The organism is Nocardia sp. NPDC051052, from assembly GCF_044456045.1.
Lineage (GTDB): Bacteria > Actinomycetota > Actinomycetes > Mycobacteriales > Mycobacteriaceae > Nocardia.
Genome location: NZ_JBITFL010000006.1, coordinates 459,878 through 485,984 on the forward strand (window position 1 = coordinate 459,878; position 26,107 = coordinate 485,984).

General features: G+C 66.0%; 27 protein-coding genes and 1 pseudogene. 16 read left to right on the forward strand and 12 right to left on the reverse strand.

Features of this window, described 5'->3' with window-relative positions; translation table 11 throughout:
* Positions 1 to 135: 135 nt before the first annotated feature.
* Together ACIBCN_RS23330 and ACIBCN_RS23335 are read right to left on the reverse strand one after the other, a co-directional pair.
* Entirely contained in the window at positions 136 to 888 is a 753-nt protein-coding gene (locus ACIBCN_RS23330; protein WP_396993726.1) for a beta-ketoacyl-ACP reductase, read from the reverse strand.
* A 309-nt stretch (positions 889 to 1,197) separates the two neighbouring features.
* Positions 1,198 to 1,821 (reverse strand): HAD family hydrolase, encoded by a 624-nt coding sequence (locus ACIBCN_RS23335; RefSeq protein WP_396993727.1) that lies wholly within the window; start codon positions 1,819 to 1,821, stop codon positions 1,198 to 1,200.
* Between the two features lie 307 nt (positions 1,822 to 2,128).
* Here ACIBCN_RS23335 and ACIBCN_RS23340 point away from each other — a divergent pair, with 307 nt between their 5' ends.
* From ACIBCN_RS23340 to ACIBCN_RS23355, 4 genes and pseudogenes are all read left to right on the forward strand, one after another.
* Positions 2,129 to 2,596, forward strand: coding sequence for an SRPBCC family protein (locus ACIBCN_RS23340; RefSeq protein WP_396993728.1), 468 nt, complete (start codon positions 2,129 to 2,131; stop codon positions 2,594 to 2,596).
* A gap of 1,064 nt (positions 2,597 to 3,660) precedes the next feature.
* Positions 3,661 to 4,047, forward strand: coding sequence for a hypothetical protein (locus tag ACIBCN_RS23345; RefSeq protein WP_396993729.1), 387 nt, complete (start codon positions 3,661 to 3,663; stop codon positions 4,045 to 4,047).
* Positions 4,048 to 4,150: 103 nt separating this feature from the next.
* A complete protein-coding gene (locus ACIBCN_RS23350) occupies positions 4,151 to 4,780 on the forward strand; it encodes a histidine phosphatase family protein (protein ID WP_396993941.1) in 630 nt (209 codons plus the stop codon).
* A 133-nt stretch (positions 4,781 to 4,913) separates the two neighbouring features.
* Positions 4,914 to 5,042 (forward strand): annotated as a pseudogene (locus ACIBCN_RS23355) (ATP-binding cassette domain-containing protein); the annotation flags it as partial.
* A gap of 51 nt (positions 5,043 to 5,093) precedes the next feature.
* Here the strand turns inward: ACIBCN_RS23355 and ACIBCN_RS23360 are convergent.
* Positions 5,094 to 7,307 (reverse strand): molybdopterin oxidoreductase family protein, encoded by a 2,214-nt coding sequence (locus ACIBCN_RS23360; protein WP_396993730.1) that lies wholly within the window; start codon positions 7,305 to 7,307, stop codon positions 5,094 to 5,096.
* Positions 7,308 to 7,792: 485 nt separating this feature from the next.
* Between ACIBCN_RS23360 and ACIBCN_RS23365 the strand changes: the two genes are divergently transcribed.
* Entirely contained in the window at positions 7,793 to 8,131 is a 339-nt protein-coding gene (locus ACIBCN_RS23365; protein WP_396993731.1) for a hypothetical protein, read from the forward strand.
* A gap of 61 nt (positions 8,132 to 8,192) precedes the next feature.
* Here the strand turns inward: ACIBCN_RS23365 and ACIBCN_RS23370 are convergent, their stop codons facing one another.
* The gene (locus tag ACIBCN_RS23370) at positions 8,193 to 9,074 is read right to left on the reverse strand and encodes an SGNH/GDSL hydrolase family protein (RefSeq protein ID WP_396993732.1); all 882 of its coding nucleotides are present in this window, start codon (positions 9,072 to 9,074) and stop codon (positions 8,193 to 8,195) included.
* Positions 9,075 to 9,170: 96 nt separating this feature from the next.
* Between ACIBCN_RS23370 and ACIBCN_RS23375 the strand changes: the two genes are divergently transcribed.
* Both ACIBCN_RS23375 and ACIBCN_RS23380 read left to right on the forward strand, forming a co-directional pair.
* Positions 9,171 to 9,833, forward strand: a complete 663-nt coding sequence (locus tag ACIBCN_RS23375; RefSeq protein ID WP_396993733.1) for a hypothetical protein — start codon at positions 9,171 to 9,173, stop codon at positions 9,831 to 9,833.
* On the forward strand, positions 9,830 to 10,255 hold the full coding sequence (locus tag ACIBCN_RS23380; RefSeq protein ID WP_396993734.1) for a hypothetical protein: 426 nt from the start codon (positions 9,830 to 9,832) through the stop codon (positions 10,253 to 10,255). The genes ACIBCN_RS23375 and ACIBCN_RS23380 overlap by 4 nt, the downstream gene beginning before the upstream one ends.
* A 239-nt stretch (positions 10,256 to 10,494) precedes the next feature.
* On the opposite strand, the gene ACIBCN_RS23385 is transcribed toward ACIBCN_RS23380, so the two are convergent.
* The gene (locus ACIBCN_RS23385; protein ID WP_396993735.1) at positions 10,495 to 11,124 is read right to left on the reverse strand and encodes a YitT family protein; all 630 of its coding nucleotides are present in this window, start codon (positions 11,122 to 11,124) and stop codon (positions 10,495 to 10,497) included.
* A gap of 220 nt (positions 11,125 to 11,344) precedes the next feature.
* On the opposite strand from ACIBCN_RS23385, the gene ACIBCN_RS23390 reads away from it, so the two are divergent.
* Both ACIBCN_RS23390 and ACIBCN_RS23395 read left to right on the forward strand, forming a co-directional pair.
* Positions 11,345 to 11,497 (forward strand): hypothetical protein, encoded by a 153-nt coding sequence (locus tag ACIBCN_RS23390; protein ID WP_396993736.1) that lies wholly within the window; start codon positions 11,345 to 11,347, stop codon positions 11,495 to 11,497.
* 622 nt (positions 11,498 to 12,119) lie between these two features.
* Positions 12,120 to 12,461, forward strand: a complete 342-nt coding sequence (locus tag ACIBCN_RS23395) for an endonuclease VII domain-containing protein (protein WP_396993737.1) — start codon at positions 12,120 to 12,122, stop codon at positions 12,459 to 12,461.
* On the opposite strand, the gene ACIBCN_RS23400 is transcribed toward ACIBCN_RS23395, so the two are convergent.
* Genes ACIBCN_RS23400 through ACIBCN_RS23410 form a run of 3 tightly spaced genes read right to left on the reverse strand, consistent with a single transcriptional unit; the run spans position 12,445 to position 13,700 of the window.
* A complete protein-coding gene (locus tag ACIBCN_RS23400; RefSeq protein ID WP_396993738.1) occupies positions 12,445 to 12,888 on the reverse strand; it encodes an SRPBCC domain-containing protein in 444 nt (147 codons plus the stop codon). The genes ACIBCN_RS23395 and ACIBCN_RS23400 overlap by 17 nt on opposite strands.
* An 18-nt stretch (positions 12,889 to 12,906) precedes the next feature.
* Positions 12,907 to 13,245 carry an ArsR/SmtB family transcription factor gene (locus tag ACIBCN_RS23405; RefSeq protein ID WP_396993739.1) on the reverse strand — a complete coding sequence of 113 codons (339 nt, stop codon included), beginning with the start codon at positions 13,243 to 13,245 and terminating at the stop codon, positions 12,907 to 12,909.
* Complete coding sequence (locus ACIBCN_RS23410) at positions 13,242 to 13,700, reverse strand: SRPBCC domain-containing protein (RefSeq protein ID WP_396993740.1); 459 nt, start codon at positions 13,698 to 13,700, stop codon at positions 13,242 to 13,244. Before ACIBCN_RS23410 ends, ACIBCN_RS23405 begins: the two co-directional genes overlap by 4 nt.
* 213 nt (positions 13,701 to 13,913) lie before the next feature.
* Between ACIBCN_RS23410 and ACIBCN_RS23415 the strand changes: the two genes are divergently transcribed.
* The 4 genes from ACIBCN_RS23415 (at position 13,914) to ACIBCN_RS23430 (ending at position 20,368) form a co-directional block, all read left to right on the forward strand.
* On the forward strand, positions 13,914 to 16,151 hold the full coding sequence (locus ACIBCN_RS23415; protein ID WP_396993942.1) for a serine/threonine-protein kinase: 2,238 nt from the start codon (positions 13,914 to 13,916) through the stop codon (positions 16,149 to 16,151).
* Positions 16,152 to 16,871: 720 nt separating this feature from the next.
* Positions 16,872 to 17,588 (forward strand): metal-dependent hydrolase, encoded by a 717-nt coding sequence (locus ACIBCN_RS23420; protein ID WP_396993741.1) that lies wholly within the window; start codon positions 16,872 to 16,874, stop codon positions 17,586 to 17,588.
* Positions 17,589 to 18,090: 502 nt separating this feature from the next.
* Entirely contained in the window at positions 18,091 to 19,074 is a 984-nt protein-coding gene (locus ACIBCN_RS23425) for an SMP-30/gluconolactonase/LRE family protein (protein ID WP_396993943.1), read from the forward strand.
* Between the two features lie 49 nt (positions 19,075 to 19,123).
* On the forward strand, positions 19,124 to 20,368 hold the full coding sequence (locus ACIBCN_RS23430) for a lipase family alpha/beta hydrolase (protein ID WP_396993742.1): 1,245 nt from the start codon (positions 19,124 to 19,126) through the stop codon (positions 20,366 to 20,368).
* Between the two features lie 148 nt (positions 20,369 to 20,516).
* Here ACIBCN_RS23430 and ACIBCN_RS23435 read toward each other — a convergent pair whose 3' ends face one another.
* The gene (locus ACIBCN_RS23435) at positions 20,517 to 21,608 is read right to left on the reverse strand and encodes a hypothetical protein (protein ID WP_396993743.1); all 1,092 of its coding nucleotides are present in this window, start codon (positions 21,606 to 21,608) and stop codon (positions 20,517 to 20,519) included.
* Between the two features lie 144 nt (positions 21,609 to 21,752).
* Here ACIBCN_RS23435 and ACIBCN_RS23440 point away from each other — a divergent pair, with 144 nt between their 5' ends.
* Positions 21,753 to 22,562: a HugZ family protein gene (locus tag ACIBCN_RS23440; RefSeq protein ID WP_396993744.1), complete on the forward strand. Its 810-nt coding sequence runs from the start codon at positions 21,753 to 21,755 to the stop codon at positions 22,560 to 22,562.
* Here ACIBCN_RS23440 and ACIBCN_RS23445 read toward each other — a convergent pair.
* Together ACIBCN_RS23445 and ACIBCN_RS23450 are read right to left on the reverse strand one after the other, a co-directional pair.
* The gene (locus ACIBCN_RS23445) at positions 22,550 to 22,936 is read right to left on the reverse strand and encodes a VOC family protein (RefSeq protein ID WP_396993745.1); all 387 of its coding nucleotides are present in this window, start codon (positions 22,934 to 22,936) and stop codon (positions 22,550 to 22,552) included. The two genes, ACIBCN_RS23440 and ACIBCN_RS23445, sit on opposite strands and share 13 nt — an antisense overlap.
* A gap of 334 nt (positions 22,937 to 23,270) precedes the next feature.
* Entirely contained in the window at positions 23,271 to 23,906 is a 636-nt protein-coding gene (locus ACIBCN_RS23450) for a TetR/AcrR family transcriptional regulator (protein WP_396993746.1), read from the reverse strand.
* 182 nt (positions 23,907 to 24,088) lie between these two features.
* Here ACIBCN_RS23450 and ACIBCN_RS23455 point away from each other — a divergent pair, with 182 nt between their 5' ends.
* Positions 24,089 to 24,592 (forward strand): VOC family protein, encoded by a 504-nt coding sequence (locus tag ACIBCN_RS23455; RefSeq protein ID WP_396993747.1) that lies wholly within the window; start codon positions 24,089 to 24,091, stop codon positions 24,590 to 24,592.
* 278 nt (positions 24,593 to 24,870) lie between these two features.
* Here the strand turns inward: ACIBCN_RS23455 and ACIBCN_RS23460 are convergent, their stop codons facing one another.
* Positions 24,871 to 25,035 (reverse strand): hypothetical protein, encoded by a 165-nt coding sequence (locus tag ACIBCN_RS23460; protein WP_396993748.1) that lies wholly within the window; start codon positions 25,033 to 25,035, stop codon positions 24,871 to 24,873.
* A gap of 42 nt (positions 25,036 to 25,077) precedes the next feature.
* Here ACIBCN_RS23460 and ACIBCN_RS23465 point away from each other — a divergent pair, with 42 nt between their 5' ends.
* Entirely contained in the window at positions 25,078 to 25,953 is an 876-nt protein-coding gene (locus ACIBCN_RS23465; protein WP_396993749.1) for a TIGR03619 family F420-dependent LLM class oxidoreductase, read from the forward strand.
* The last annotated feature ends 154 nt before the right edge of the window (positions 25,954 to 26,107 follow it).

The window sequence follows — 26,107 nt, forward strand, 5'->3', positions numbered from 1 at the left end:
TGGGGATGGTGAAGGTGGCGGCGACGGTGGCCGCGCGCAGTACCCGCAGCCGCCGCGGGCCGCGTCGGTCAGCGCGTCCGGGGCGTCGGAGTTGCGGCATTGCGCGAAAAGGCCACCTTCATGAGCGGGCTGGTGTCAGCGGGCGCCACCGTTGACGTAGAGGGTTTGCCCGCTGACGTAAGAGGATTCATCGCTGGCGAGGAAGGCGATGACGGCGGCGACCTCCTCGGGTTGGCCGACACGGCCGAGTGGGGTGCGTTCGGCGACGGACTGTTGCAGTTGTTCGGGGGCCATGCCGACCCGTTCGGCGGTGGCGTCGGTCATCGCGGTGGCGATGTAACCGGGGGCCACGGCGTTGACGGTGATGTTGTATTGACCGAGTTCGATGGCGAGGGTGGCGGTGAAGCCCTGGATGCCCGCCTTGGCGGCGGCGTAGTTGGCTTGGCCGCGGTTACCGAGCGCCGAGCGGCTCGACAGCGAGACGATCTTTCCGTAGCGCTGGGCGACCATGTATTTCTGGGCGGCCTGCGAGCAGTGGAAGACGCCGGTGAGGTTGACCGACAGCACGGCGTTCCAGTCGTCCTCGGAGAGCCGGAAGAACAGGTCGTCGCGGGTGATGCCCGCGTTGTTCACCAGGATCTGCGGGTCGCCGAGCTCGGTGGCGATCTGATCGAAGATCGACTGCACGGAGTCACGGTCGGTGACGTCGCAGACATAGCCGCGCGCGGTGCCGCCCGCCCGGCTGATCTGTTCGAGGGTGGCGTCGGGGGTGTTGCGGTCGAGCACGGCAACACTGGCCCCCTCGACCGCGAGCCGCAGCGCGGTGGCCGCGCCGATACCCTGCGCCGCACCCGTCACCACGGCAACCTTGTCGGTGAAACGGTCCATGGATTCGTTCTCCTCTCCGAACGCGCTGCGGGCGCGGCCGACTCGTCTGCAGGCTAGCGACCCGGAAACCAGCGGGGCAAGTTTCCGGTGTCTGCACTGAAAGTAGTTCGACAAGGGGCGAATTCGTGGCGCGACGGAGCACACAATGAATTGCCAGTTGTGTACACGCGTTGTCCAGGCTCGCTACGAGCAGCGTACCCAGCCGCGGTCCCGAACCTCGGCATGCGAGGCGGGGGTTCACGGTGCGGGCGTGCGACGTCGCCCAGCCGCATCTGCGTGCGGTCGCGCAGCATGATCGTGCCGCATCCGCTAGCCCGCGTCCGCGATGGGGCCCAGCTCGTCGGCGAGCCACTGCGGGAATTCGGTGAGGTCGTTGAGGATGACGTCCGCTCCCGCGGCACGCAGTTCCTCGGCGTCGCACGGTCCGGTGGTGACTCCGACCGCGAGGACGCCCGCGGTCCGCGCGCCGTGCATGTCGCCGACGTGATCGCCGACGTAGATGCTGGCCCGCTCCTGCCGCAACACGGTGGCTTTGCCCGCGGACCACAGGTCACCGGCGAGATGGTCTATGCGCCAACCGAGTTCATCGATGTGCAACCGCGCGAGCGGTTCGTGCTTGCCGGTGACGACGAGCACCCGCCCACCCCGGGCCGCGATCGCACCCAGTGCCGCGTCCGCGCCCGGCATCGCGGGAATGCTGGACACGATGCTCGGATACAGTTCGCGATACCTGGTGACCAGCGCCGGAACCAGCTCCTCGGGAGCACCGACCTCGACAAGCAGCGTGGCCAGCGGCGGTCCGAGCCGATCGGCGAAATCGGCGCCACGCAGCGGAACGTCGAACTCCGCGGCGAGGATATCGATGGACCGGCTGACGCCCGGTCGCGAGTCGATCAGAGTCATATCCAGGTCGAAGCCCACCGTCCACGTCACCTCTCGACCTTATCGGCCGAGTCGACGCGGGCCGCTCTGAGCGGGGTCGAGCAGTTGCTGTCGGCGGGTAGTTCAAGGCCTGGCGATTCGGCGACCGCGTCCATTGATCCTGAGTTCAACGCCATTGCCGCGCGGTCATCGAAGTACCAGGCGCGCGAGCCCGGCTGGTCTGTCATCGGCTCCTGTCCGGTTGATCATCGATGGCACCGGCGGGTGTAACTGGTTGGCAGGCACGGGACTTCATCGGGGCGAAGATCGCCAGGGTGACCTAGGGTCGAGGGAGGATCGTGGCGGCGGGAGGGCACGCATGGGGCATGTGGAGCACAGTGCGACGTGTGCGGCGCCGGTGGGCTTCGCGTTCAGCTATGTCGGGGATTATCGGAACGTGCCGAGGTGGATGTTCGGGATTCGGGATTTCACGCCGGTGGGGGAGCAGACTTCCGGGGTCGGTGCGGTATTCGACACGGCGCTGCATCTCGGGCCGACCACGCTGCACCTGCGTGCGGACACCACCGAATGGGTGGACGGTTCCCGGGTGACGATGCGGGCGATCAAAGGCATCGAAGGCACGATCCGGTGGGACTTCGAGTCGCTGGGCGAGCAAGTCACAAAGGTCAGCGCTACCGCCGACTATCGGGTACCCGGCGGCCTGGCCGGGCGGGCCCTCGATCGCGTGATCCAGGCGTTCATCGGCCCGGCGATCCGGCACACCGAAAAGCATCTGCGCGAGAAGATCGAGACCAGCTACCGGGACTCGCTGCGCGAGGACAGCTGAGGCCTGAGGATCCGCACTACAGGTGCTGTGGGATTCGCCGACCCCGACGAGGTGCGGTTCGGGCATACGTGCACACCGGAGGACACACCTGTTCCGTTGCGAGTTTCGCGGTTGCATCTCTCCGGTCGCACGCGGAGGATGCGCGCCGCAAGTTTTCCGCGGTTCTGCTGAAGGCTGTTGTGGCACTCGTACGCGAGCGCCGCATCGGTGCGCGCGACCATGCTGATTCACGTGGAACCGCTGGTGCAGTTGATGAATTATGATGCGTGTCAACAGAGTTCGCGGCTCCTCGATGCAGCGTGTGCATGTCTGCATCAACCGCAAGTCACGGGCGAAGACGGCGCCGACGGTGGATTGCCCGACAGACGCGGCCGCGTGGATCGCATCGCGGGGCGTGGCTCATGTTGTGGTAGCGCAACCATGTCGCCCGGTACACCGTCGGTCCGGCCGCTCGAACCCGACGTGCAGCACGATCGGCGCGGTTACCAGGTTCGTCGCTGACCGCCACGGCCCGCCACGCCACGCCACGGCCCGCCACGCCACGCCACGGCCCGCCACCCCCGGCCCGCGGCGCGGTGGCCCACCTCGCGAAACCGGGCACACCGACATTTCCCTCTGGCCGATCTTCGACCGAACTGCTCGCGGTGCGCGAGATGCGAACGGCGACGCATGCCATATAGCACCGGATGTCATGAGCGACCCGCATCAGTAACCGGGTCAACGAAGGAGACCTCCGCGAGGACACCCTCCGCGCACCGAAGTGCTCGGCCCCCACCCCGAGCCGTCCGCTGACTTGACATAGGTTGCATGCGCTTGACGCATGCTGCAACCTGCGTCAAGCGCATGCAACCTACGTCAAGTGTGTTTGGGGTGGTGGGGGGCGCCCGACGGTTCGGGGCTTCGGTATTCGGCGACGAGGTGTCGATGGTCGAGGCGTTTCCGGTCCGGTGCCGGAACAAGTGGCGCCACAGGGCTGTACGGCCGCATCACGTTTGCGTAATCGGGAATCGAGCTGGGGGATTGTCGCGAGGACAGGGGTGATCGGTGACCGTAAAGTTCGGCACATGGCGTTCCAACTCGAGCTGCGGCCGACTCCACCGCTGCCGTTGACGCCGGAATGCTTGGTGCACACCGGAACCGCGCGATTGTTCGTGACCGGCCTGCTGGTCCAGGGCTCCGGTGCTCCCCCCGAACAGTTCGGGTTCTTCATCCCCACCGCGACACCGTTACCTGCCGCCGCTGTCGAGCCGCAGCTATTGGCCGAGGCCTCACTGATGACGGGTATCGCGACGTCGATCTCCGGCAACTTCCCCTTCGGAGTCGAACACGTCCAAGCCGCGTATCTGCCCGATCCGCGCGGCGGCACCGACCGCTGGCTCTACCTCAGCGGGGCCGCGCATATCGGCCGCGAGATCCGCATCGGCTACCGCGTGACCGTGGTGACCGGATAACAGTGCTTCGACAACCCGCTCACCTGTCGACGGTCACGTCTCTCGTGGATGACGCGTATGTCTCATGACGAGGGCAGGAAGAGAGACAGCCGCCGTGCGAACCATGTACGTCATCACCCACCCGGAGTCGACCCATCACGTCGACGGACTGGTCGGCGGATGGTACGACTCGCCCCTCACCGCAACGGGATTGCGCGCGGCGGCCGCGATCGCCGAAACGCTCCGGGCCGCGATCCCCGCGCACGCCGAGGTCGAGTTGTACGCGTCGGATCTGCGACGCACCGCCCAGACCGCCGACGTCATCGGCGAGTTGCTGCGCGTGCCACCGGTCCTCGATCCCCGACTGCGCGAAAAATCCTATGGCGAAGCCGAAGGGAAACCGCAGGAATGGCTGCGGGAACGCTTCCTCACCCCGCCGGCCGTCGGCGAACGGATAGGCCACCATGACGGCATACCGGGCTCGGAAACCATGGGCGAGTTCGGGGAACGCGTCTACGCGGCAATGGCCGCGATCATGGTGAGCGACTGCGCATATCAGATCGTCGTCACCCACGGCGGCGCCCTCACCTTCACCGTGGCATCGTGGACCAAGTTGCCGATCGACGCACTCGCCTATGCCCGATTCCATGGTGCGTCCGGAAGCATCACCGAACTGCGCGAGGACGACTACTTCCGTAACCGCCAGGTCGTCAGGCTCGGCGACACCAGCCACCTGGCAACAACTCTGGGATGAGGCGGATACGCCGGTGAGCATCGTGGGCGCGCCGCAAATCGCATAGCCCGTCGACGGTCTCCGCTGAGCGACATGGCAGAACCGAAACGCACCGCTGCTGTTCCCATGACCTCAACGCGACCAGATTCGCTCCACCGAGACGGCGCTGGTCGGTCCGAGCGGGTCGGGCAAGTCCACGCTCGCCACGTCGCTGCCCCGCTTCTATGACGTCGGCTCCGGACGAATCACCACCGGACGCGACAGTGAGGTCGAGCAATACCGGGCGGCCCGGCTGCAGCATCGGTGTGGCCAGGGTCGTTCACCAGCCGGAAGGTCATGCGCGCTGCACGCTGTCCTTGCCGGATGCCATAGTGTCCGCTGCCGTGTCGACCGGCGCGCGGGTGACGGTCACCCAGGTGTTGTTGACCGCGGAGTTGCCCGAGAACGTATCCGTCAGTGACGGATCGTGCAGCAGATTCACATTAGCTCCGGGCAACGCGGCCGCGACCGACCAGCCGACGCCGGGCTCGCGATGACCCCAGCCGTGCGGGATCGCAATGGTGCCCGCGCGGATGTCGTCGCTGACCTCGAGGGGAACAACGATCGACCCGGTCGGTGAGGTGACCGCGACCGGCTCACCATGGGCGAGCCCGCGCGCGGCGGCGTCGGCGGGATGCATGAGCGCGGTGCAGCGGTCACGGCCCTTCACCATCGCGGGAACGTTGTGCAGCCAGGAGTTGTTGCTGCGCAAGTGGCGTCGACCGATCAGCTTGAGGTCGTAACCGTCCGCAGGTGAGGTGATCGCGTTACCGGCCCGGGCGTCGTCGAGCACGCGGCACGCGGCGGTACGGAAACCCTCGGGCGCCAGGTGCACCTTGTGGTCCTTCGTCCCGATCAGCGCACGCAACCGGGGCCGCAACGGACCCAGATCGATACCGCCGGCCGACGCGCGCGCCTTCGCGACCGTGAGCCCCTTGCGTCCCCGCCGCAGCACCCCGTACGGACCGGCCGCCACCCCGGCGGTCGCCAACCGCACCGGGCTGAACTGCTCGAACAGACCATTGAGCGCCCGCGCCGTGAACCGCCGCGCAGGCAGCGGCACCAGCTCGGTGACCAGCCGCGCCATGATCTGCCAATCCTCGAGCCCCTCGGCAGGCGGCTCGAACACTCGCGCGTCGTAACGCAGGTTGTTGCGCACACTGAACACCGGGAACAAGATGTTGACATCCTCGCGTTCCAGCGGCGAGATCGGCGGCAGGATGATGTCGGCATGCCGGGTGGTCTCGGTGATGTACATGTCCACGGCCACATAGAAATCCAGCGAATCCAACGCCGCGCCGAGTCGACCGCGCTGCGGAGTGGACAGCACCGGGTTGCCCGCATAAGTGATCATCGCCCGGATCTGGCCATCGCCCTCGGTGAGGATCTCCTCGGCCAACACCGCGACCGGCAGTTCGGTGCGGAAGGACTTGTAGGTGCCGGAACGATCCGTCCACGCCCCGTAACCCATCGGCAGATACTTCGCGAACCGTGCCGCGTCGATCGGCGGCGTCGCGAACATCTGCCCACCCGCCCGATCCAAGTTGCCGGTGACCGCGTTGATCGTGTTCACCAGCCAGTGTGTGAGCGTGCCCGTCACCTGCTGGCACACCCCGATCCGCGCGTACAGCACCGCCGACGACGCTGCGGCATGGTCGCGGGCAAGCTGTCGAATGGTGTCGGCGTCGACCCCGGCGTGCGGCGCCATCTGCTCCGGAGTCGCCTCGGCGACCAACCCGCGCAGCTGCTCCCAGCCGGTGCACTGCGCGTCGATCGCCGCTTCGTCACACAGATTCTCGGCCACCAGCACCTGCAGCATCGCCAGCAGCAGATACACATCACCGCCCGGGCTCACCGCCACATGCTGATCGGCCAGCCGCGCCGTCTCGGTCCGCCGCGGATCGATGACCACTACCTGCCCGCCGCGGCCACGCACATCCTTGATGCGCTGCTTGGCATTGGGCATCGTGGTGATCGACCCGTTCGACACCGCCGGATTCGCGCCGAGGATCACCAGCCGATCGGTGCGATCGATATCGATCACCGGCATCAGCACATTCGACCCGAACATCCGCCACGCCACGAACTCCTGCGGAAACTGATCGATCGACGACGCCGAAAAGAAATTCCGCGTCAGCAACACCGCACGCAGCAACGCCCCGTAGATCACCGAGGAACTGTGCGCCGCCGGATTCCCCAGATACATTCCGATCGCACTCGGCCCGTACTCGCTGCGCACCGCGCGCAACCGCTGCCCGATCTCCTGGAACGCCTCATCCCACCCGATCGGCTCGAAACCGTCACCCACCCGCCGCACCGGTGTCCGCAGCCGATCCGGATCATGATGCAACCCACCCATCGCCGTGACCTTCGGGCAGATGTAGCCCTGCGACAACACGTCGTCCGGATTCCCCTCGATCCGCGTCACCTGCGCGTCCTCGACGGTGACCAGGATTCCGCAATGCGCCTCACACAGCGTGCACTGCCGGGCGATGGTGGTAGCACTCATCGGTTTTCACCTTCTGCCGGTTTGCTTGCCACAGGCTACCAAGCGAACCGTAGGTACCACTATGGTCTGCGGGGCAGCGCTCGGGAGCACAACGCGATGCCGGTGGCGTGGATCGGTCGCGAGTGAGTCGCGCAAGCACGTTAACGCGCACCCACCAGATCGTCGCGGCTGACTCGAACGTCATCGGCGGCCCAGGAGTGAGGTCGCGGGGGACTATCTACCCAGCGCCGCCGGCACACTGTGCGCCACCCACGTCGCCGACGCGCCGCCACCACTACGACCTCGCGCAGATACGCGCTGTCGATGGCGGCTGCGACCGTGATCGATGGTCATGGGTGAGCCATGAATCTAGTTGGCTTATCCACAACGATGGAAGCCGTTGCCCCCGTTCACTATGCGCTACGAACTCACGCCGCCGACGATCAGCGACGGTTAGGGTTCGGAAGGAAACATCAACGACATCTTGCGACAAGATCGAGGGATCAATGGGTACAACCGTCACCGACGAACAGATTCGACAGCTGGCCGACACAGCGAAGCCCTACAGTGTGGCCATCCTCAGCTGGGGTCCGCAACGGTACATGGACGGCGCCGAGGCAACGGAGCTGGAGCACCAGCGACGAATGGTGTCGCTGCGCGCCGACGGGGTGATCGCGATCCTGTGCCCGGTTGTCTCCGACACGGTGGCCGGCATCGCGATCATGACCGTGACACCGGAAGAAGCCAAAGAAATCATGGACGCGGACCCGTGCGTACAAACGCAGATGATTCGCTGCGAGGTTCATCCATGCCACAGCTTCCCAGGAGACACCCTGCCCGCATGATCCGAGGCGAGCATCGCCCCCTGCATGATCATGTCAGCGCTTGCGTCGAGCCCACAGGGGACTACCCGCTCAACGCCGCCAATACGCTGCGCGCCTGATGATCGGCACCGAGTTGGTTGGGGTGGAACGGAACTGCCAGGCCGGGCGGGTTGCTCGACCACGGGATCAAGCCCTCCACCCAGCGGGTGCCAGGCGGTCGGCAGCCGTCGTGGCCGCTGCTGGTGGTGTAGGTGTCGACGAGCTCGACGCCCGTCGCCTGGGCCACCCGGGCGAGCATCGCGTTCAACTCGATCAGTTTGCGGCCGAGCCACTCCGCGTCGGCATCCGAGATCGGTACCGTCGGGAAGCAGCCGGGTCCGGTGCTGACGCCTTCGAAATAGTCCAGCAGCAGAATTCGCGCGTGCGGTGCGCGCTCGCGAATTCCAGTGACCGACGCGGTCACCTTCGTTTCGGCGGCCAGGATGTTCGACGACATCCGGTCCGCTCCGCCGACCACCCACGCGTTCAGGCACAGAGACGCCGTGGGATCCGCGGTCAGGCACTGCTGCACGGTCGCCGCCAATCCCGCGTCGTTGCCGCCGATTTCGAGCGTCACCAGATCGGTCGACGGGGTGAGGTGATCGAACTGCGGGGGATTGACCCCCATCGGGGTGTATTGCGGCCCGGCCAGGTTCTTCGTCATGGCACCACCACACGTCGCGTCCCGGAACACCGAGACCGCCAGCGCGGCCGCCACCTGCTTGGCGTAACTACCGCTGCTCTGCGCGCACCCCAACGGGACAAAGTCATCGGTCGCCTGAATCAACGACGCGTCCGCCGCCCACGAATCACCCAGCGCCACATACTCACCGAACTCCGGAGCCGCCGACGCCACCGGAGCGACGGCCAACGGCAACGCCACACCCAAACACGCGATCACAGCCCGCGATGCCTTGCGCACCATTGCCTCCCACGCCAACCAAGCCGGACGTCCAACGCTGGTGAACCTAACATGCGAGCAGCAATCCCCAAGTCACCCAAGCGCTATACGATGCTGCCCATGCCACACCGCCGCCCCTGCCTCGTGGCCCTGTGCGGAGCAGTCCTCATCGCCGTCACCACCACCGGTTGCCTCGGTGCGGTAGACCGCGCCGACTTCGAAAAGGTCATCCAGGCCCGCGGCGGCGGACTCGTCTCGGCACTGCCCAGCGCCGCCATCGACAGCCTCCGACAACGTCTCGGCACCACCGAAATCCACGTCAGCGTCATCGCGCTCACCGCACCCGCGTCGAACAGTTTCCGCCTGAGCATGCTCGACCAGCAGCCACCGGTCACTCGCTTCGTCGACGAGAACCACAACCTCGCCGGCCAGGACCCCGCGGCACACTTACGCATCCAAGTACCCACCCGTCCGGATCAACAAGACGACTACACCTTCGCCAACGGAACCCTGCACGGTCCCACACCGGTCCACGTGTCGGCCGCCGACCACCCCGACGACGAAATGTTCGATGTCGGAGACGTTTCCGGCTTGCTGCGGCTCGAGGAAGTCCTCGACACCGCGGTCACCCGGGCCGCCGTGGACGGCGGCTACGTCACCTCGGTCGTGGTCAACCGCATCGGAGCCGATGTCGTCATGACCGTCAACGTCACCTCGCCACGCACCACGGTGGTCGCCCAATTCGACCGTGCCGGAACATTTCTGCGGATGAGTCAGGTATGAGCGACCAGTACGGTGCCGATGAGAACCTGTCGGACAGTGTCGCGCGCCGATCCCGTCGGATCCTGGCGACCCTGACGGCGATCCTCGCCGGGACCGCGATCCTCGGCTGTGTCCTGCCCATCGCCATCTGGCCCGGCGAGGCGAAATTGACCGCACCGTTGTTCTGCGACGCGCCCTACATCGAGCCGATCGTCGTCTCGGACACCTTTCACGATTCCGAAGGGCAGAGCACGAACTACTCGATGTACTGCGTCGGCGACCGCGGCCAGTACACCGAGGTGGGGTTCCTGCGGCCGTGGCTCGCGTTGTGGGCGCTGCATTCCGCGGCGGTGATAGTTCTGGTGATCGTGGCGCGGGCATGGCGGTGGCGACCCACGCGACCTGCCGAACCGGTGCGACTCGCAAAATCTACGGAACTCTAGGCATCGGTTACCCTCCCTTGAATCGTCACTGTGACGATTCAAGGGAGGGTAACCGATGGCGGCTCGGACGGCGGGGGAGTCGACCCTTGCCGTAGAGGGGTATATGGATGTCGTCGAGCCGACCGCGGCGGTGAAGCCTCCTTGGGTGCTCGCGACGAATCGGCAGAGCTTCGCCACGATTACCGCGGTCCGGCGGGCGCAAGATCAACGCGCCATGGTGGCGACATTTCGCCAGCTGATTACACGGGGACGACCGCCACGGGCCCCTCCGCCGGCCGCACCTGAAAACCGGGCAGGTGCCGACTCACCACCGGAATCAGCAACTGAATCAGCGGACCGATGCCGAACGCATACACGAGCGTCCCGACCCCGATACTGCCACCCAGCAGCCAACCGACCGACAACACCGTCACCTCGATCGCAGTCCGCACCACCCACACCGACACACCAGTCCGGCGAACCAGTCCAGTCATCAATCCGTCCCGCGGACCAGGACCCATCCCGGCTCCGATGTACAGCACCGTAGCGATCGCATTGAGCACCACCGCCGCACCCATCGCACCCACCCGCACCGGGATCATCTCCCACGCGGGCAACAACCACAGCCCGACATCCACCGACACCGCGATGACCACGACATTGCTCACCGTTCCCAGGCCAGGGCGCTGCCGCAACGGAATCCAGGCCAGCAGCACAGCGATCCCGGTCAGTGCCGTCACCGTGCCGAAGCTCATCGGCACATGGCCCGCCACACCCTGATGGAACACATCCCACGGGTCCAACCCGAGCCCGGCACGCACCATCACAGCCATCGAGAACCCGTACAACCACAACCCGACATACAACGCCACCAGGCGACGAATCAACACCCGCCCAGCATGGCCGACAACTGGCCTCCGAAAACAGAGCCAGTCGGCAACAGCTGGCCTCGCAGCTGGCCGCACAGGTGGACCGCAACTCGCGGATCACCGCCACAGAACCTACCCACGGCGTACATCGGACGATACTTGCGACCGATGCGGCGCCCAGCGCGCCCGAACACACTGATAGGCAACAGCAGCCGCCGGACAACGAAGGGTCAGGATCACCATGGGCATCTTCCGCAAAGACACCGACAAGACCGACGAGCAACCCGCCAACGCGACCGACCAGAACACCAAGGACGCCGACGACGCCAAGAAGGACCGCAAGCGCCGCCGCCGCCTGCTCGGTGGCTACTACGGCAGCAACGGCGGAAGTTAACCCGGAACGGCTGACACGCAACAGAATTCAGGTCCACCTACCTACCTTCAAAACGTCACTGTGACGTTTTGAAGGTAGGTAGGTGGACCTAGGGGAGAAGCCCCAAAAACCCAATCCGGAACCAGCTCAAGACTTTCCGTCCAAATCAGGCACAAACCGGAATATTTACACCAGCGGTAAAACCGGCCAAGGGGAGATCAACAACGATCCGCCCACACAACGCCGACATTCCATGAGCCAGGCCGGGGAGCCTCCCGAAGCCAGGAGTCACGGCATACGAGACACCGCACACACCAATATCATCGGACGGCGCAACCTCGATTATCCATGCCCGTTTCTACGCCGATAATCAACACTATGTCAAGTAAATGATCTGTCGGTGGGCCCTGACATACTCCTCCCCATGGCTGAGCCACCGTCTCCCGTCGATCTGGTGCGTTGTTCGCCGACGAACGGCTGCGGCGAACTAAAGCCGAGAAGCCTGATGGCCCAACCAGGTCCGCGTGCTCCGCTCTGCGGGGCGTGTTATCAACGAGCCCGTCGTGCACGCCAAGGACCCGCCGTAGCCCGACGAGCAAACCTCTGGGCCAAGTATCGGATCAGGCCAGAACAATACGACGCCATGCGTGCGGAACAGAACTATCGCTGCGGCATCTGCAGCGTCCATGAAGGTGACGTCGACCTCTCGGGCGTCGGCGGCCGACCGCGGAAAGATGGGCAGCAACTCGGCAAGGTTCCCCTCGCCGTAGACCACGATCACTCCTCCGGCGCCGTCCGAGGATTACTGTGTCCGCGGTGCAACGCGGGGCTCGGCGCATTCGGCGATGACCCCACTCGGATGCTCGCGGCCATCACCTATCTCGAGCGGTTCATAAGGAGTGGCGACCACAACGCCGACAACGCTCTCGCCGCCACCGACTCATCCGTCGAGGTGCTCGACACCTTCCTTAATGCCAGTTGCTGATTTGGACGTCGTGGGGATCGGGTGCGCCCGTTCCGGTTTCGACCAGCTGCTTCAGGCTCAGCAGGTAGCTTGCCCACTTGGTGCTGCAGTGGTACATGAATTCGCCGGGCTCCTTCCATCCTTCGTGCTTGAACAGGATGATCGTGTAGTCGTCCTCGCGCTTCAGGTCCCAGATGACCTCGGTGCCGATCCATTCCTCGGGTCCGTCGACCACCTCCCACACCACCCGCTTCCCGGGCTGCAGGTCGATGACCTTCATGTCGAATCCGCCTGCGGTGAACCGGAACTCGATGACTCCCCCGGGGTCCGCGTCGCCCTTGGTGTCGCTGGCCCACCAGCCGGCCAGTTTGTCGACCGAGGTCAGGGCCGCGTACACGTCGTCCACGGATGGGGAGATGACCCCGACCCGGTGCAGAATGTCTACCATTTCGATTCCTCTCGATTGCTACTGCTGTTTGCCGCGTTGGATGGCTTCGGCGATCCGCTTGATGCGCTGGAGCCTGGCGTCCCAGGTCGAGCCGACCGCGTTGAGTTGCGCTACGGCGCGGGCTAGTTGGGCGCCGTCGACGCGGTAGCGCCGCTCCCGGCCCTCCGGTGACCCGTGCACCAGGCCGACTCGATCGAGGACGCCGAGGTGGCGTGCGACGGCTTGCCGGGTGACGGGTAGTCGCTCACTGAGGCTGGTCGCGGTGCCCTCACCGTCGGCCAAAAGCAGGTCGAGCATGCGTCGCCGGGTCGGGTCACCGATCGCGGACCACAGGTCGTCGTCGACGGTGCTGTTCATCGGCTGGCGATCAGTCCGGTGGCGTAGGTGCCCAGGCGCGGCAGGTAGGCGTCCCAGCCGGAGCTGTGGTCGTTGTACTGTTGCTCCAGAACGGCGATCTCCCAGCCCATTTCGCGGAAACCGGTTTCGGTCATGCGGACCGTGGTGCCGTCTCCGGAGGGTGCGAGTTCGAAGGTGACGAACAGTGAGTTGCCGACGGCCGCGGTGTCGTCGGCGGGATGGGTCCAGCGAAAGGAGAACAGCCGGTGTGGCTCGGCATCGACCACGGTGATCGCGACGACGTCGCGCTGCTCGTCGGTTCCGAAGGTGAGCGTGCCGCTCGCGCCGCGGACGGGTTCGAGGTCGGCGTCGTCGGGCCACCATTCCTTCAGGTGGGTGGGGCTGCTGATCACCTCGTAGACCACCTCGGGGGTGGCTTCGATGTACATCGTGCGTTCGATCTGTCCGTGTTCCATGCCTACTCCTCTGACTCGCAACAACTTGTTGCACATGACGCTAGCCGAGGATGCCGCGACGCGCAACACTTGGTTGCACTTCATTTCGGTGGTGCCTAGCGCAGCTGACCGACCGCAGGACTAGCGGTAGCAGGTAATTCGACGGCCACGGCCGTGATGATCGTTTATTCTCGGGTGGGGGCTCGGGAAGCCATTTTTGATCGGGTGGGCCACATGGAGATGGACCGGGTGGCGGCGACGCAGACTGCGTTGACGCGACTGGTTATTGGATTCGACAGTGCTTGGGAGGACGCGGACGCTCCACCGGACCTGGCGGCGCATCTGCCTGCCGACCGCGGGCTGCGACGCTCGGCGCTGATCGAATTGATCAAGGTGGACCTGCAGCACCGCTGGCAGCACACCCACCACGGCAAGCGCCTCGCCGACTATCGGGCACAATTCCCCGAACTCGACGCCGCCCCACTGCCGCCGGACCTGATCTACGAGGAGATCACCGCACGCAGCCGCGGCGGCGACCCCGCACTCGACCTCAGCGAATACGAGCAGGACTTCGCCGCGCAGATGGCGCAGCTCGCCACCCAGCTCGACACCGACATCATGGCCGCCGAGAACTTCCGCACCACCCTGCTCTCCGACCCGACCGCCATCAACGCGCTCGACACCATCGCACCCGGCGCCACCATCGACGACTTCGACCTGCTGATCGCGCTCGGCCAAGGCGCGTTCGCGCGGGTGTTCCTGGCCAGGCAGCGTTCCATGCAACGGCTTGTCGCGGTGAAGATTTCGCGCGACCGAGGCAGCGAACCACAAACCCTCGCCCAACTCGATCACGAACACATCGTGCGCGTCTTCGACCAACGCCAAATCGAGGAGCAACACCTCAAGCTGATGTACATGCAGTACGTGCCCGGCGGCACCCTGCTCGGCGTACTCCGCCTGGTCCGCAGCACACCGATCGCGCAACGCACCGGCCAGCTGCTGCTCGACGCGGTCGACGCCGCCGTCACCTCCGGCGGCGTACTGACCCCGCAACCCTCCGCCACCCGAGCCGAACTCGCGCGCCTGAGCTGGTCCGAAGCCGTCGCCTGGCTGGGCAGCCGACTCGCCACCGCCCTGGACTACGCCAACCGCGCCGGCGTGCTACACCGCGACATCAAACCGGCCAACGTGCTACTCACCGCCGACGGCCACCCCAAGCTCGCCGACTTCAATATCAGCTTCAGCACCCACATTCCGGGCGCGAGCCCCGTCGCCTATTTCGGCGGGTCACTGGCCTACATGTCCCCCGAACAGCTCGAAGCCTGCCATCCCAACATGGCCACCACGGCCGCCGACCTGGACACCCGCAGCGACCTCTACGCCCTCGCGGTAGTCCTGTGGGAACTGCTCACCGGCCGACTCCCCTTCGCCGACGAACTCGGCATCGGCGAATCCGACACCTCGCTCACCAGAATGATCGAACTGCGCCGCAAGCCGATCGACGAACGCCTGCAAGCCAGCACACCGGCGGACTGCCCGCAGATCCTGCGCCACGCCTTACTGACCTGCCTATCCCCCGACCGCGACGACCGCTACACCACTGGCGCCGACCTCGCCCAGCACCTCGAGCTCACCCTCGACCGAACCGCTCGCGACCTCGTCGACCCGCCCCGACGCAGCCTCCGAGGCAGGCTGCGGATGCGGCCGATGCCGGTGGTGACACTGTCCAGCGCGCTCGGACAGCTGCTCGGCGGGCTGTACCTGGCCGGACACAACACGAAACTGCTCGACCTCGAACTCGGGGCCGCCGGACAGGCGCAAATCACCAAACTCGGATTGATCGCGGCCGCTATCGGCTATCCGGTGGGGATCGCGATCCTGTTGTACTGGTGTCGGCTGGTGTTCCTGGTGCCGCACGGATTGCGACAAGGCAAGCAGTACGACGAGCAGACCCTCGCCAAGGCACGGGCGGACACCCTTGCCTGTAGTGACCGCATCGCGGCCGTGGCGTTCGCGGGGTGGCTGCTCGCGTTGGTGGCGTTCCTCATCAAGTTGCACGCCATCGCGGACCTCTCCGCCGGGCTGTTGTTCAACCTGATCTCCTCGCACTTGGTCGCGGCCGCGCTGGCCGTTGTGTACACCTACTTCCCGGTGACGTTCTTCGTACTCCGTTGGTACTACCCGGGACTGGTGGCCGCGGGGCTCAGCTCCCCCGCCGAGTCGGCTCAGCTGCGACGGCTGGCTCGGCGGAGCCGGATCTACCTCGGGATCGCCGCGTCGGTACCCCTGTTCGGGGTTGCCGCAGGTGTGGCGTTCCTTGATCCCACCCAGCAGCAGACAGTGATCGCGTCGATCGTGGCGTTATGCGTCTGCGGGTTGTTCGCGTTCGTTGGCACGTTGCGGGTGTTCTACACCCTGGAGTCCGACCTGCATGCCCTCGACCGGATCGTCAACCCGCATGCCCGGCCGTGACCGGACAGTTGTTGCAGCCGTTTTGGATTCACGGGCCGAGCAGGAACCTGCCGACGGCGCTCAGACACGCGCGGCCTGGGTAGATCATCGCGTTCGAGAAGGTACTGCGCGACCGGCGTCCCTCGGCCGAGTGCCGGGCCATCGGCCGTATTCGTTTTCGACGCTCCGGGACGCCGACCATTTGCGATCGGTGGGCCGCTGGTCGCGCATTTCGCAGGACATCTGGACGGCAACCACACCCCTCCGCAGCAGGCCCGGTAATCCGGCCGGACAGCACATCGATCGGCTGCGCTATTTGTCGAGCATGTTCGGGCGTTCCTCCCGCTCGTACGTTCACTCGCTCCCCTGGCTTCTGTGCAGTTTGTTGGAGCCGGAACGTTCTCGTGTTGGCGACCCACTAATAGCGTTTATATGCATATATACGCACATCTAGGTATCACAATGTTTTCTTACGACTATCCACGAACCCAACAAGCAACGTTCGCGACCGACGACTTCAGCCGGACAGTGTCTCTCGCGCTCAGCCCGAAGCCGTGCCGCGTCTACTCCCCCCGCCAGATACCAACTCGGCCTCCATAATCCATCCACGCCCCTCCCCTACCCTCTGTGGCACAGCCAATCCCGATCGCCACAAGTTATCCATCCCCCAATTCGACCGCCGCACAAGATCACTGAACCGGCATTCGCTGAACGGTGCTGCGGTGAACTAACCTTCAAGCGGTGCTTGGACATTCACATGCGACCAGTGGCGCTTTGGCCTGGTCGGGGGCAGCAGCGGCGCTGCCCGTCGCGATCTTGACCTACCCGACAATCCAAGGTGTATCAGGACATCTCGGCCCCGTCGATCTGCTCCTCGGAACATTTCTGACGGCGGGTGCGGCGCTGTTGCCAGACGCCGACCACCCGGAGGGAACGATCGCGCATGCGCTCGGTCCGCTCTCCTACTACCTCTGCAAGTTGATCTCGTGGATCTCCGGCGGCCATCGGCACGCCACCCATTCCTTCGCCTTCGTTGCCGCCGTCTCCTACGGCACGTGGGCCGGTGAGCATTGGATCGGGCGGTGGTTCACCCTCGGACTCGTCTTCTTCCTGCTCGCCCTCGCTGTGCGCGCGCTGCACCTGTGCCCGCCCGGTGACGGGGTCGAGGCGTGGGGAACCATCGTGGTGCTCGCGGTCGCGGGGACCTTCGCGATGGACCATTGGATCTCCGACAAACCCGTCTGGTTGCCGTTCTCCGTCGGCCTCGGCGCACTGGTGCACCTCGTCGGCGACTGCCTCACCGACCGCGGCTGCCGGCTGTTCTGGCCATTCAAGCTGCGCACCAGGGTGCCGATCATCGATCGCACCGGGAACAAGCTCGAAACCTGGATCCTTTCACCGCTGTTCGTACTCGGGACGCTGGCGGTGCTGTGGTATTCGATTACGCATCAGCCGTAGAGCACCGGAGATGTAGCCGCCCGGCGCTGCTGTCATGCCAGCAGCGCGGGTTAACGAGCCCTACTTCGCGAGACACCGCCTACGGCATACCCCATGGACGAGCCACCGCCCCTGCCGATCTGGTGTGTTGTTTCGCCGCCATGCGGCTGCAACTCGCCACAGCCGCCTGGCGGCGAGCTGCAGCCAGACCTTGCCCTTGTTCGCCGCGACCTATGCCGCCCCTGGGGCTCTATGCGGTCTTTGATCAGGGGTACGGAGACATCGTGAGATGAGGCTGGATCGGTGTAACATAGTTAGATGCGCATATCTACGTAACACTATGTTATTTGTGAATCACCCTTGGGGACGCAACCCGAGTTGCGCACCCTACCGAGCCAAATCTGCACGCCTGATCAAGCCTCCGCCGCCCGCTCCATGCCCGATTACTCGATCCTGCGAGTCTCCCCTACCCCGCTGTTCAGCCAGGAACTCGGCGCTACCCTGAGTCGTGCCGATCACGACCATGAACCCACAACGCTGGACACCACCGCCCGCTCCCCCGCGAGCGCGCCGAAGTCGCAGTACACCAACGCTTCCCGACGTCACCCGATTCGAACTGCCGGGTACGGGGCCGGAAGATGTTGTGCTCGCCCCCGATGGACGACTGATCGCGGGAATCGCCGATGGATCGGTCTTCAGTATCGATCCGTCCACCGGTGACGTGCGTCAGCTCGTGAATACAGGTGGGCGGCCGCTCGGCTTGCATGCCGATCCCGACGGCACCCTCTTGATCTGCGATTCCGAGCGTGGACTGTTGCAGCTGAGTCCGGACGGCACGCTGGAGGTCCTCGTCGACGAGGTCGATGGCGAGCGGCTTTCCTTCGCCAGCAACGTCGTTCGTGACGAGGACGGGACCATCTACTTCTCGTCCTCGTCGAGCCGTTACCCGTTGGCCGAGTATATGGGCGACATCCTCGAGCATTCGGGAACCGGCCGGCTGTTCCGCCGCGACCCGTCCGGCAAGGTCGACACACTGCTCGATAACCTGGATTTCGCCAACGGGGTGGTGCTCGCCCCCGACCGTTCGTGTGTTCTCGTCGCTGAGACCGGCGGCTACCGGGTCTCGCGCTACTGGCTTACGGGGCCGAAGGCGGGTACTCGCGATTTCCTGATCGAGAACCTTCCTGGATTCCCGGACAATATGGGTCTCGGCAGCGATGGGCTCGTCTGGATCGCGGTGCCTACGGCGCGAAACCCGTTGCTGGACCGGTTGCTTCCGCTGCCGGGAATTCTGCGGCAGATCGTGTGGATGCTGCCCGACTGGGTGCAGCCGAAACCGGCGAAAACGATCTGGGTGATGGCGGTCGACTTCGATGGCACGGTGGTGCACGACTTGCAGATCGAAGGCACGAACTTCTCGATGGTGACCGGGGTCGTGGAGCGCGACGGTGCGTTGTATCTGGGCAGTCTCACCGAGTCGGCGGTCGGCGCGTCGCGGGTTCCGTGAGGTTCCGTTTCGACGGGACGATTTCAGTGCACGCTTGTACACTGAAACGATGACTGAGCAGACGCACCAGCGACAGGCCGAGGTCCGGGCCCTCGCCCGGTTGGCGGGCGACGAGCTCGGCGGGGCGGTGGACGGGATCGCGTCGGTGCACCGGGCGATCGCCGGGCGGGTGTTCGCGGCGGTCCGGTTCGGGGTCGGGCCGGCCGCGGCGCCGGTGGAGGCGGTGCACGATGCGATCGCCGACAGTGTTTATCGGATCGTGAGTGGGACGGCTGTCGCGGCGGGCCGGTTGGCCGAGAAGACGGTGGATCTGCCCGGTGCCGAGGCCCCTTCGCGGACGGTGTTCGGGGCGGGCTTCCTCGGGGCGCTGCAGGGGCTGATCGGCGACGACCTGGAGGACGCGCGGCCCATCCTGGCCGGGCCGATGACGTTGCGGGTGGACGGGGATCCGGTGGCGCCCGAGCAGATCGGGAACTATGTCGCGGCGCCGAGTGCGCGGGTGGTGGTGTTTCTGCACGGGTTGGTGGAGACCGAGCATGCGTGGCGGCTGGGTGGGCGGACGAGTTACGCCGAGGGGATCGAGCAGGATCTGGGTTACAGCACGCTGCAGATCCGGTACAACAGCGGGCTGCACATCTCGGAGAATGCCCGTCAGTTGAGTGAGTTGCTGGAACGGCTTGTCGCGCACTGGCCGGTCGAGATCGAGCAGCTGTCGTTGGTGGGGCATTCGATGGGTGGGTTGATCGCCCGTGGCGCGTGTTTCGAGGCGAGCGAGTCCGGGCTGGCGTGGGTGCACAAGGTTCGCCATCTTGTCTGTCTCGGTTCGCCGCATCTGGGTGCGCCGCTGGAGCAGCTCGTGCACTACGCGTCCGCCGCGTTGGTTCGCGTGCCGGAGACTCGCCCGTTCGGGCAGCTACTACGTCGTCGCAGCGCGGGAATCCGCGATCTGCGGCAGGGCTCCCTGGTGGATGAGGATTGGCGCGGTGCCGACACAGACGCGTTGACCCGCAGAGCCATTCGCGAGGTCCCCCTCCTCGACGGTGTCGCCCACTACTTCGTCACCGCCTGCATCACCCGCAGCCCTCGCCATCCCCTCGGCCGAATCATCGGCGACGGCTTAGTCCTCACCCCGAGCGCCGCAGGGCGAAACCGCGCCCGCCGCATAGGTTTCGACGACTCCAACGGCCTGCACATCTCCGCCGCCAACCACTTCACCCTCCTCAACCACCACGCCGTGTACGAGGGCCTCCGCACCTGGCTGACCACCAACCCCGCAGACCAGGCAGCCAACTAACACCCACCATCTAGCAGGACTTGACTTACAAAGCTCGTTCTTGACGCACGTTGCAATCTGCGTCGAGAACGAGCTTCGTACGTCAAGTCGGCGTAGCGGGCTGGGTCTCGAATCCGAGGCCCTGCCGTCATGTACTGCGTGCGTTGGTTCAGAGGAGATGTTCGGGGTCGGCGTCGGCTTCTAGGCGGACGTCGGCGGTGAAGAGGGTTTCGACGTCGGGGTCGTCGGTGTGGGCTGCGTAGAGGAGGAGGCAGCCGCGGATGCCGTCGAGGAGGTCTTCGAGGAGGTCAAGGGCGGGGCGGGAGGGGTCGAGGCGGCTGATGCGGAAGCCTGCGAGCATGGCTTCGCGGGTGTCGGCGTCGACCTCGAATTTGCGGGCCTGCTCTTCGATTTCGGCGACGCGGCCGACGACGGCCCACGGGGCGGGGACGCGGCCTTCGTGCACGGCCATGGCTTCGGCGATGAGGTCGACGACGACTTCGGTGGGGCTCTCCCCCGCGTCGAGGCGTTCGAGCACGAGGGTGGGGGTCTCGACTTGGAGTGCTTCGATGTCGTCGGCTTCCACGACGACGTCGGTGCATGGCACGCCGGCCATTTCGCCGGCGACCTCGGCGGCGGCGAGCAGCCAGTGGGCGGCGGCGACGGAGGCGGAGGCTGGGTCGAGTTCGGTGAACAGTTCGATGGAGCCGAGCGGGTCGGCGCGTAAGAGGTCGTCGGCGGCTTGCACCTGGGCCGGGGAGACGTCGGGGCGGGACAGTTCGACGGCTTGGCGGGCGCGGCCGGACAGGTCGCCGCGTTCGGCGGATTCGATGGCGGCTTGTTCGTTGCTGACCTCGGCGGCGATGGTGTCGCGCAGGGCGAGGTCGTCGATGTCGTAGAGGGTGCGGCCGACGCGGTGCGCGGATTCGACGACGCCGCTGTAGGAGACGACGAGTCCTTCTTCGGAGGGCAGGTTGGGGGTGCGGATGCCTGCCTCGACCTCCTTGAAGTTCCGGCGTTCTTCGGCGCGGCGCCAGGCTTCGCTGTTGGGGATGTCGGGGTCGCCGGCCGCGCTGGCCGGGTGGGTGTAGGTGCGCCAGTGGAACCGCGACAGCGTGGTCAGGTTCGACGCCAGATTTGTTGCCTGATCTTGGGTTACCGTCCGGGGCAGGGTGGCAACCGTTTGGGCGAGGTCACCTCGGCCGGTCGCCCAGATGGCGACGAGCACGTTGTGGTCGGCGTCGAATGCGTATCGGGTCACCCGGCAAGTCTGGTCTATTCGGGCGCGATCCGCGCGGTCAATCCGATCCATTGGCCGCACTGCGCATGCCGATTCGACCGGGCGGACCGGAAAACGGCCGTACCCGTTGCTCTCTTGTCGGTCGGGCAGGAGAGGATGGATGGCATGACTCTCGACCATGGTGACCCCGGCGACGCTCCTTCGATCCCGCAGCCGACCGGGCCGGTGGCGAATGCGGCTCGGCCGTCGGCCGCCGAGGAGGCGAGAACGGTTGCCGCCTCGACGAATACCGCGACGCTGGGCAGCTTGAGCGAGGACGGCACACCGTGGGCGTCGCTGGTGACGTATGGGCTGCTGGACGGGCAGCCGGTGCTGTGCGTGTCCCGGATGGCCGAGCACGGTCGTAACTTGGCGGGCGATCAGCGGGCCAGTCTCTCGATCGTGGCGCCGGACGCGCCCGCGGATCCGCTGGCGGGGACCAGGATCACACTGGCCGGCGTGGTGGAGCGGCCGACGGGTGCCGAGGCCGATGCCGCGCGGGAGGCGCATCTGGCGGCGGTGCCCGCGGCGAAGTTCTATATCGACTACAGCGATTTCTCGGTGTGGATACTGCGGGTTCGGAGGGTGCGCTGGGTCGGCGGGTATGGGCGGATGGATTCGGCGACCGCGGCGCAGTATGCGGAGATGACGCCGGATCCGATCGTGCCGGTCGCGGCGAGCGCGATTGTGCATCTCAACGACGATCATGCTCCGGCGTTGCTGGCGATGGCGCAGGCGCTGGGTGGGTATCCGGACGCGACCGAGGCGAGCTGTGAGCGCGCCGATCGGTACGGGCTGGATTTGCGGGTGGTGACGCCGCGCGGGGTGGCGCGGACCCGGGTGGGCTACGCCGAGCCGATCGGTGCGATCGATGAGTTACGTGCGGCGACAGTCGAATTGGCGCGGCGGGCGCGGGGAATGAATCAGACTTCGTAAAGTTCCAGCGGCAGGCCGTCGGGGTCGAAGAAGAACGCCATTCGTTTTCCGGTGACCTCGTCGACGCGCAATTCTTCGGTGCGGACACCCTTGGCGGCGAGCTCGTCGAGTGCCGCGGCGACGTCGCGGACCGCGAACGCCAGGTGCCGCAGTCCCGCGGCCTCCGGCCAGCTCGCCCGGTCGGGCGGTTCGGGGAAGGAGAACAGTTCGATGCGGCTGCCGCCGGGAATGGCCAGGTCGAGCTTGTAGGAGCGGCGTTCGGCCCGGTACTGCTCGGCGATGACGGCGAGGCCGAGTGTTTCGGCGTAGAACCGCTTGGAGCGGACATAGTCGGACGCGATGATCGCCACGTGATGAATGCCTAGGAGTTCCACTACGCGACCGTATCCCAGCGCGGGTGCTACTCCTGACAACCCACCGTGCTCTTGGTTGCGGCGCTGGTTCGTCGAGCGGCGCAGGCGATGACCGCGGCCCGATGCAGGCCGGTATCCGGGCGATCACACCGGAGTTGCCGGCAGCGTGCTCGATCGGTATATGCGCGGCGCAGCCTGGCACCGCGAAGGAACGGTTATGACGCGGCAGCGGGGCCGAGATCGCATGTTGGGTCCGGCGGCTGACCCCTGCGCAGTCAGCGCGAGGAGGTATGCCAGCGAGGGGTTCCGAACGGAACGTCCGGCACGGCTTTGTGGTGGAGAGCAGCGCGAGGGTTCAGGGGCGACGTGTCGGTTTCGAGTCGCGGGTGGGCACGGTGAGCATGGCGACGATCATGTCGGTGATTTCGGCGGTGTCGTCGGGGTGGGGTTTGCGCAGGCCGACTTCTAGGGTGCGTTCGTAGTCGGCGATGAGCGCGAACATGACGGTGGCCATGGTTTCTAGGCGTTGGCGGCGTCGGCGTGGGGTGAGTTGGGGTAGGGCGGCGGCTAGGCGGGTGGCGAGGATGCGTACGGCGGCGCGGTCGGTGCCCGCGAGGCGGCGCGGGTCGGCGACGACCGGGTGCGCGCGCACCACCTCGAGGAAGCGGCCGTAGTGGGTGACCTCGTCCTGGGTGATGAGTTCGAGGATCGGCGCGGCGAGCATGGTGACCAGGGTGTTGATCTCGTGGGCGGTGCCGTCGGCCTCGTGGGTGGCGAGCAGCTGCATGCGGCGTTCTTCGAGCCAGTTCATCCGGCGGTCGACGATGGCTTCGATCAGGCCGTGGCGAGAGTCGAAGTAGTAGTGCACCGCGGAGTTGTTGCGGTGGCCCGCGGCCGCGGCGATCTCGCGCAGCGGGACTTCGACGCCGCGTTCGGCGATGAGTCGCTCCCCCGCGTCGAGCAGGGACGCGCGCGAATCGGCGATCAGCATAGGTGGACTGTACTAAACCCTAGGCTTGACTGGGTTAAGCATGCGTGTTTAGTTGAAGAAGTGGGAAGCCAACGGGTGACGGTGATCGCCGATGCGGGGATCGGCACCCAACGCTGCCGAAGCCCTGCGCTGCACAGCGATCCCGCGCGCGGCAGCCGCTTCCGCACGAACGCGCGCCGCCGATGATCGCGGACGGGCCGATCTTTCAGTTGTGCTGGGTGGTGCGGGATATGGCGGCGGCGCAACGGCAGTTCAGCGAGCGGTATGGGGTGGCGAAATGGTTCACCATTCCCGATGTGCACTTCGGGCCGGATCTGTGCGAATTGCGTGGTGCGCCAGCTGATTACACGATCACGGTGGGGCTCGGATACGCGGGCGGGCAGCAGTTGGAGTTGATCGAGCCGCGCGGCGGGGTCAGTTTGTACAGCGAGCATCTCGATCGGGTGGGCCCTGGGCTGCATCACGCGGCATGGGTGCCCGCGGACTACGACGGTGCGCTCGATGAGGCGCGGTCGGCGGGCATCGAGGTGGTCGCGCGGGGCAAGTTCGAGGGGGTCGGGATGGAGTTCGCGTACCTCGATGGTGGGCCGATCGGATCGTGCTTCGAGCTCATGCGGCTGTCGGATGAGATGAAGGCGATGTTCGATGCGCTGATTCCGGAAGGGTTCGCGAATCCGTGGTGGTAGGAACCGAAGTCCCGCAGTTGGTGTCGAGTACGCGCAGTGGGACGACACGGCGCTGGTGGTCGGATTCGGTATCGCCGGAGCGTGCGCGGCGATCAGCGCGGCCGAGGCGGGTGCGGACATGCTGATCCTGGCCATGCCCGTCGGCACGCTGCGGGAGACCCCGGTCAACTACGACGTGGCCGACGAGCACGACCCCGAGCTCGGCAAACATCCGAACTGGATCACATCGTTGACTCAAAGTCCTAGGGCCGCCTTCGATTTGACCCCGGCACGGCCACCTACGGCAGGCTCAGCACCACCGTCGACGGAGCGGTGCTGCGGGCCGACGGATCAACCATCGAGGGGCTGTACGCCGCCGGCGCCTGCCCGCCGAACATCGCGCAGGACACCGGCGGCCATTCGAGTAAAACCGTCCCGGGGCGGGCTCGTTCGTCGAGCGCCACACCGAGCACACCCGGCGCTGCGGCGCCAGAAAGGCGTCTGATATGCGCTTCACCTATGCCGAGACGATGACGGACCCGGCGTACTACGTGCCGTTGGCCCAGGCTGCCGAGGCGGCCGGGTACACGTCGATGGCGGTTGCGGACAGCATCGCCTATCCGCGGGATTCCGACGCGAAGTATCCGTACACGCCCGACGGGAGCCGGGAATTCTTGGAGGACAAGCCGTTCATCGAGGCGTTCGTGCTGAGCGCGGCGATGTCGGCGGCCACCACCACGTTGCGGTTCACGCCGTTCGTGCTGAAGTTGCCGATCCGGCCGCCGGTGCTGGTCGCCAAGCAGACCGCGTCGGTGGCCGCGTTGAGCGGTAATCGGTTCGGGCTCGGCGTCGGGATCAGTCCGTGGCCCGACGATTTCGAGATCATGGATGTGTCGTTCGAGAAGCGTGGCGCGCGGATGGACGAGTGCATCGACATCGTGCGCGGACTCACCGCGGGCGGGTACTTCGAGTTCCACGGCGAGTTCTACGACATTCCGCCGATCAAGATCAGTCCCGTGCCGACCGAACCGGTGCCGATCCTCATCGGCGGGCACAGCAAGCCCGCACTGCGGCGCGCGGCGCAACGTGGCGACGGCTGGATGCACGCGGGCGGCGACGGCGCCGAACTCGACCGGCTGCTGATCGAATTGGCGGAGCTGCGTGCCGAATACGGGACACGGAAGGACTTCGAGGTACATGTGATCTCACTCGACGGATTCACCGTAGACGGCATCAAACGGCTCGAGGACAAGGGTGTCACCGACGTCATCGTCGGCTTCCGCCTCCCCTACACCCTCGAACAGGACACCGAGCCCCTCGACACCAAGATCGCGAATCTCTCCCGCTTCGCCGAGAAGGTCATCGCTCGCAGCGGGAACTGAGCACCTCGCGATCACGGTTCACCCGGGAGGTGTCGCAGCCCCGTGCCGTAAACGGCAATCCGAGGTGTCTTGGACCACCGAGCGGTCCATAACTGCGGGACGCCCCTGACTGCCGGTCGGCATCCAACGAACGGAGCCACCAAGCGCGGCACCA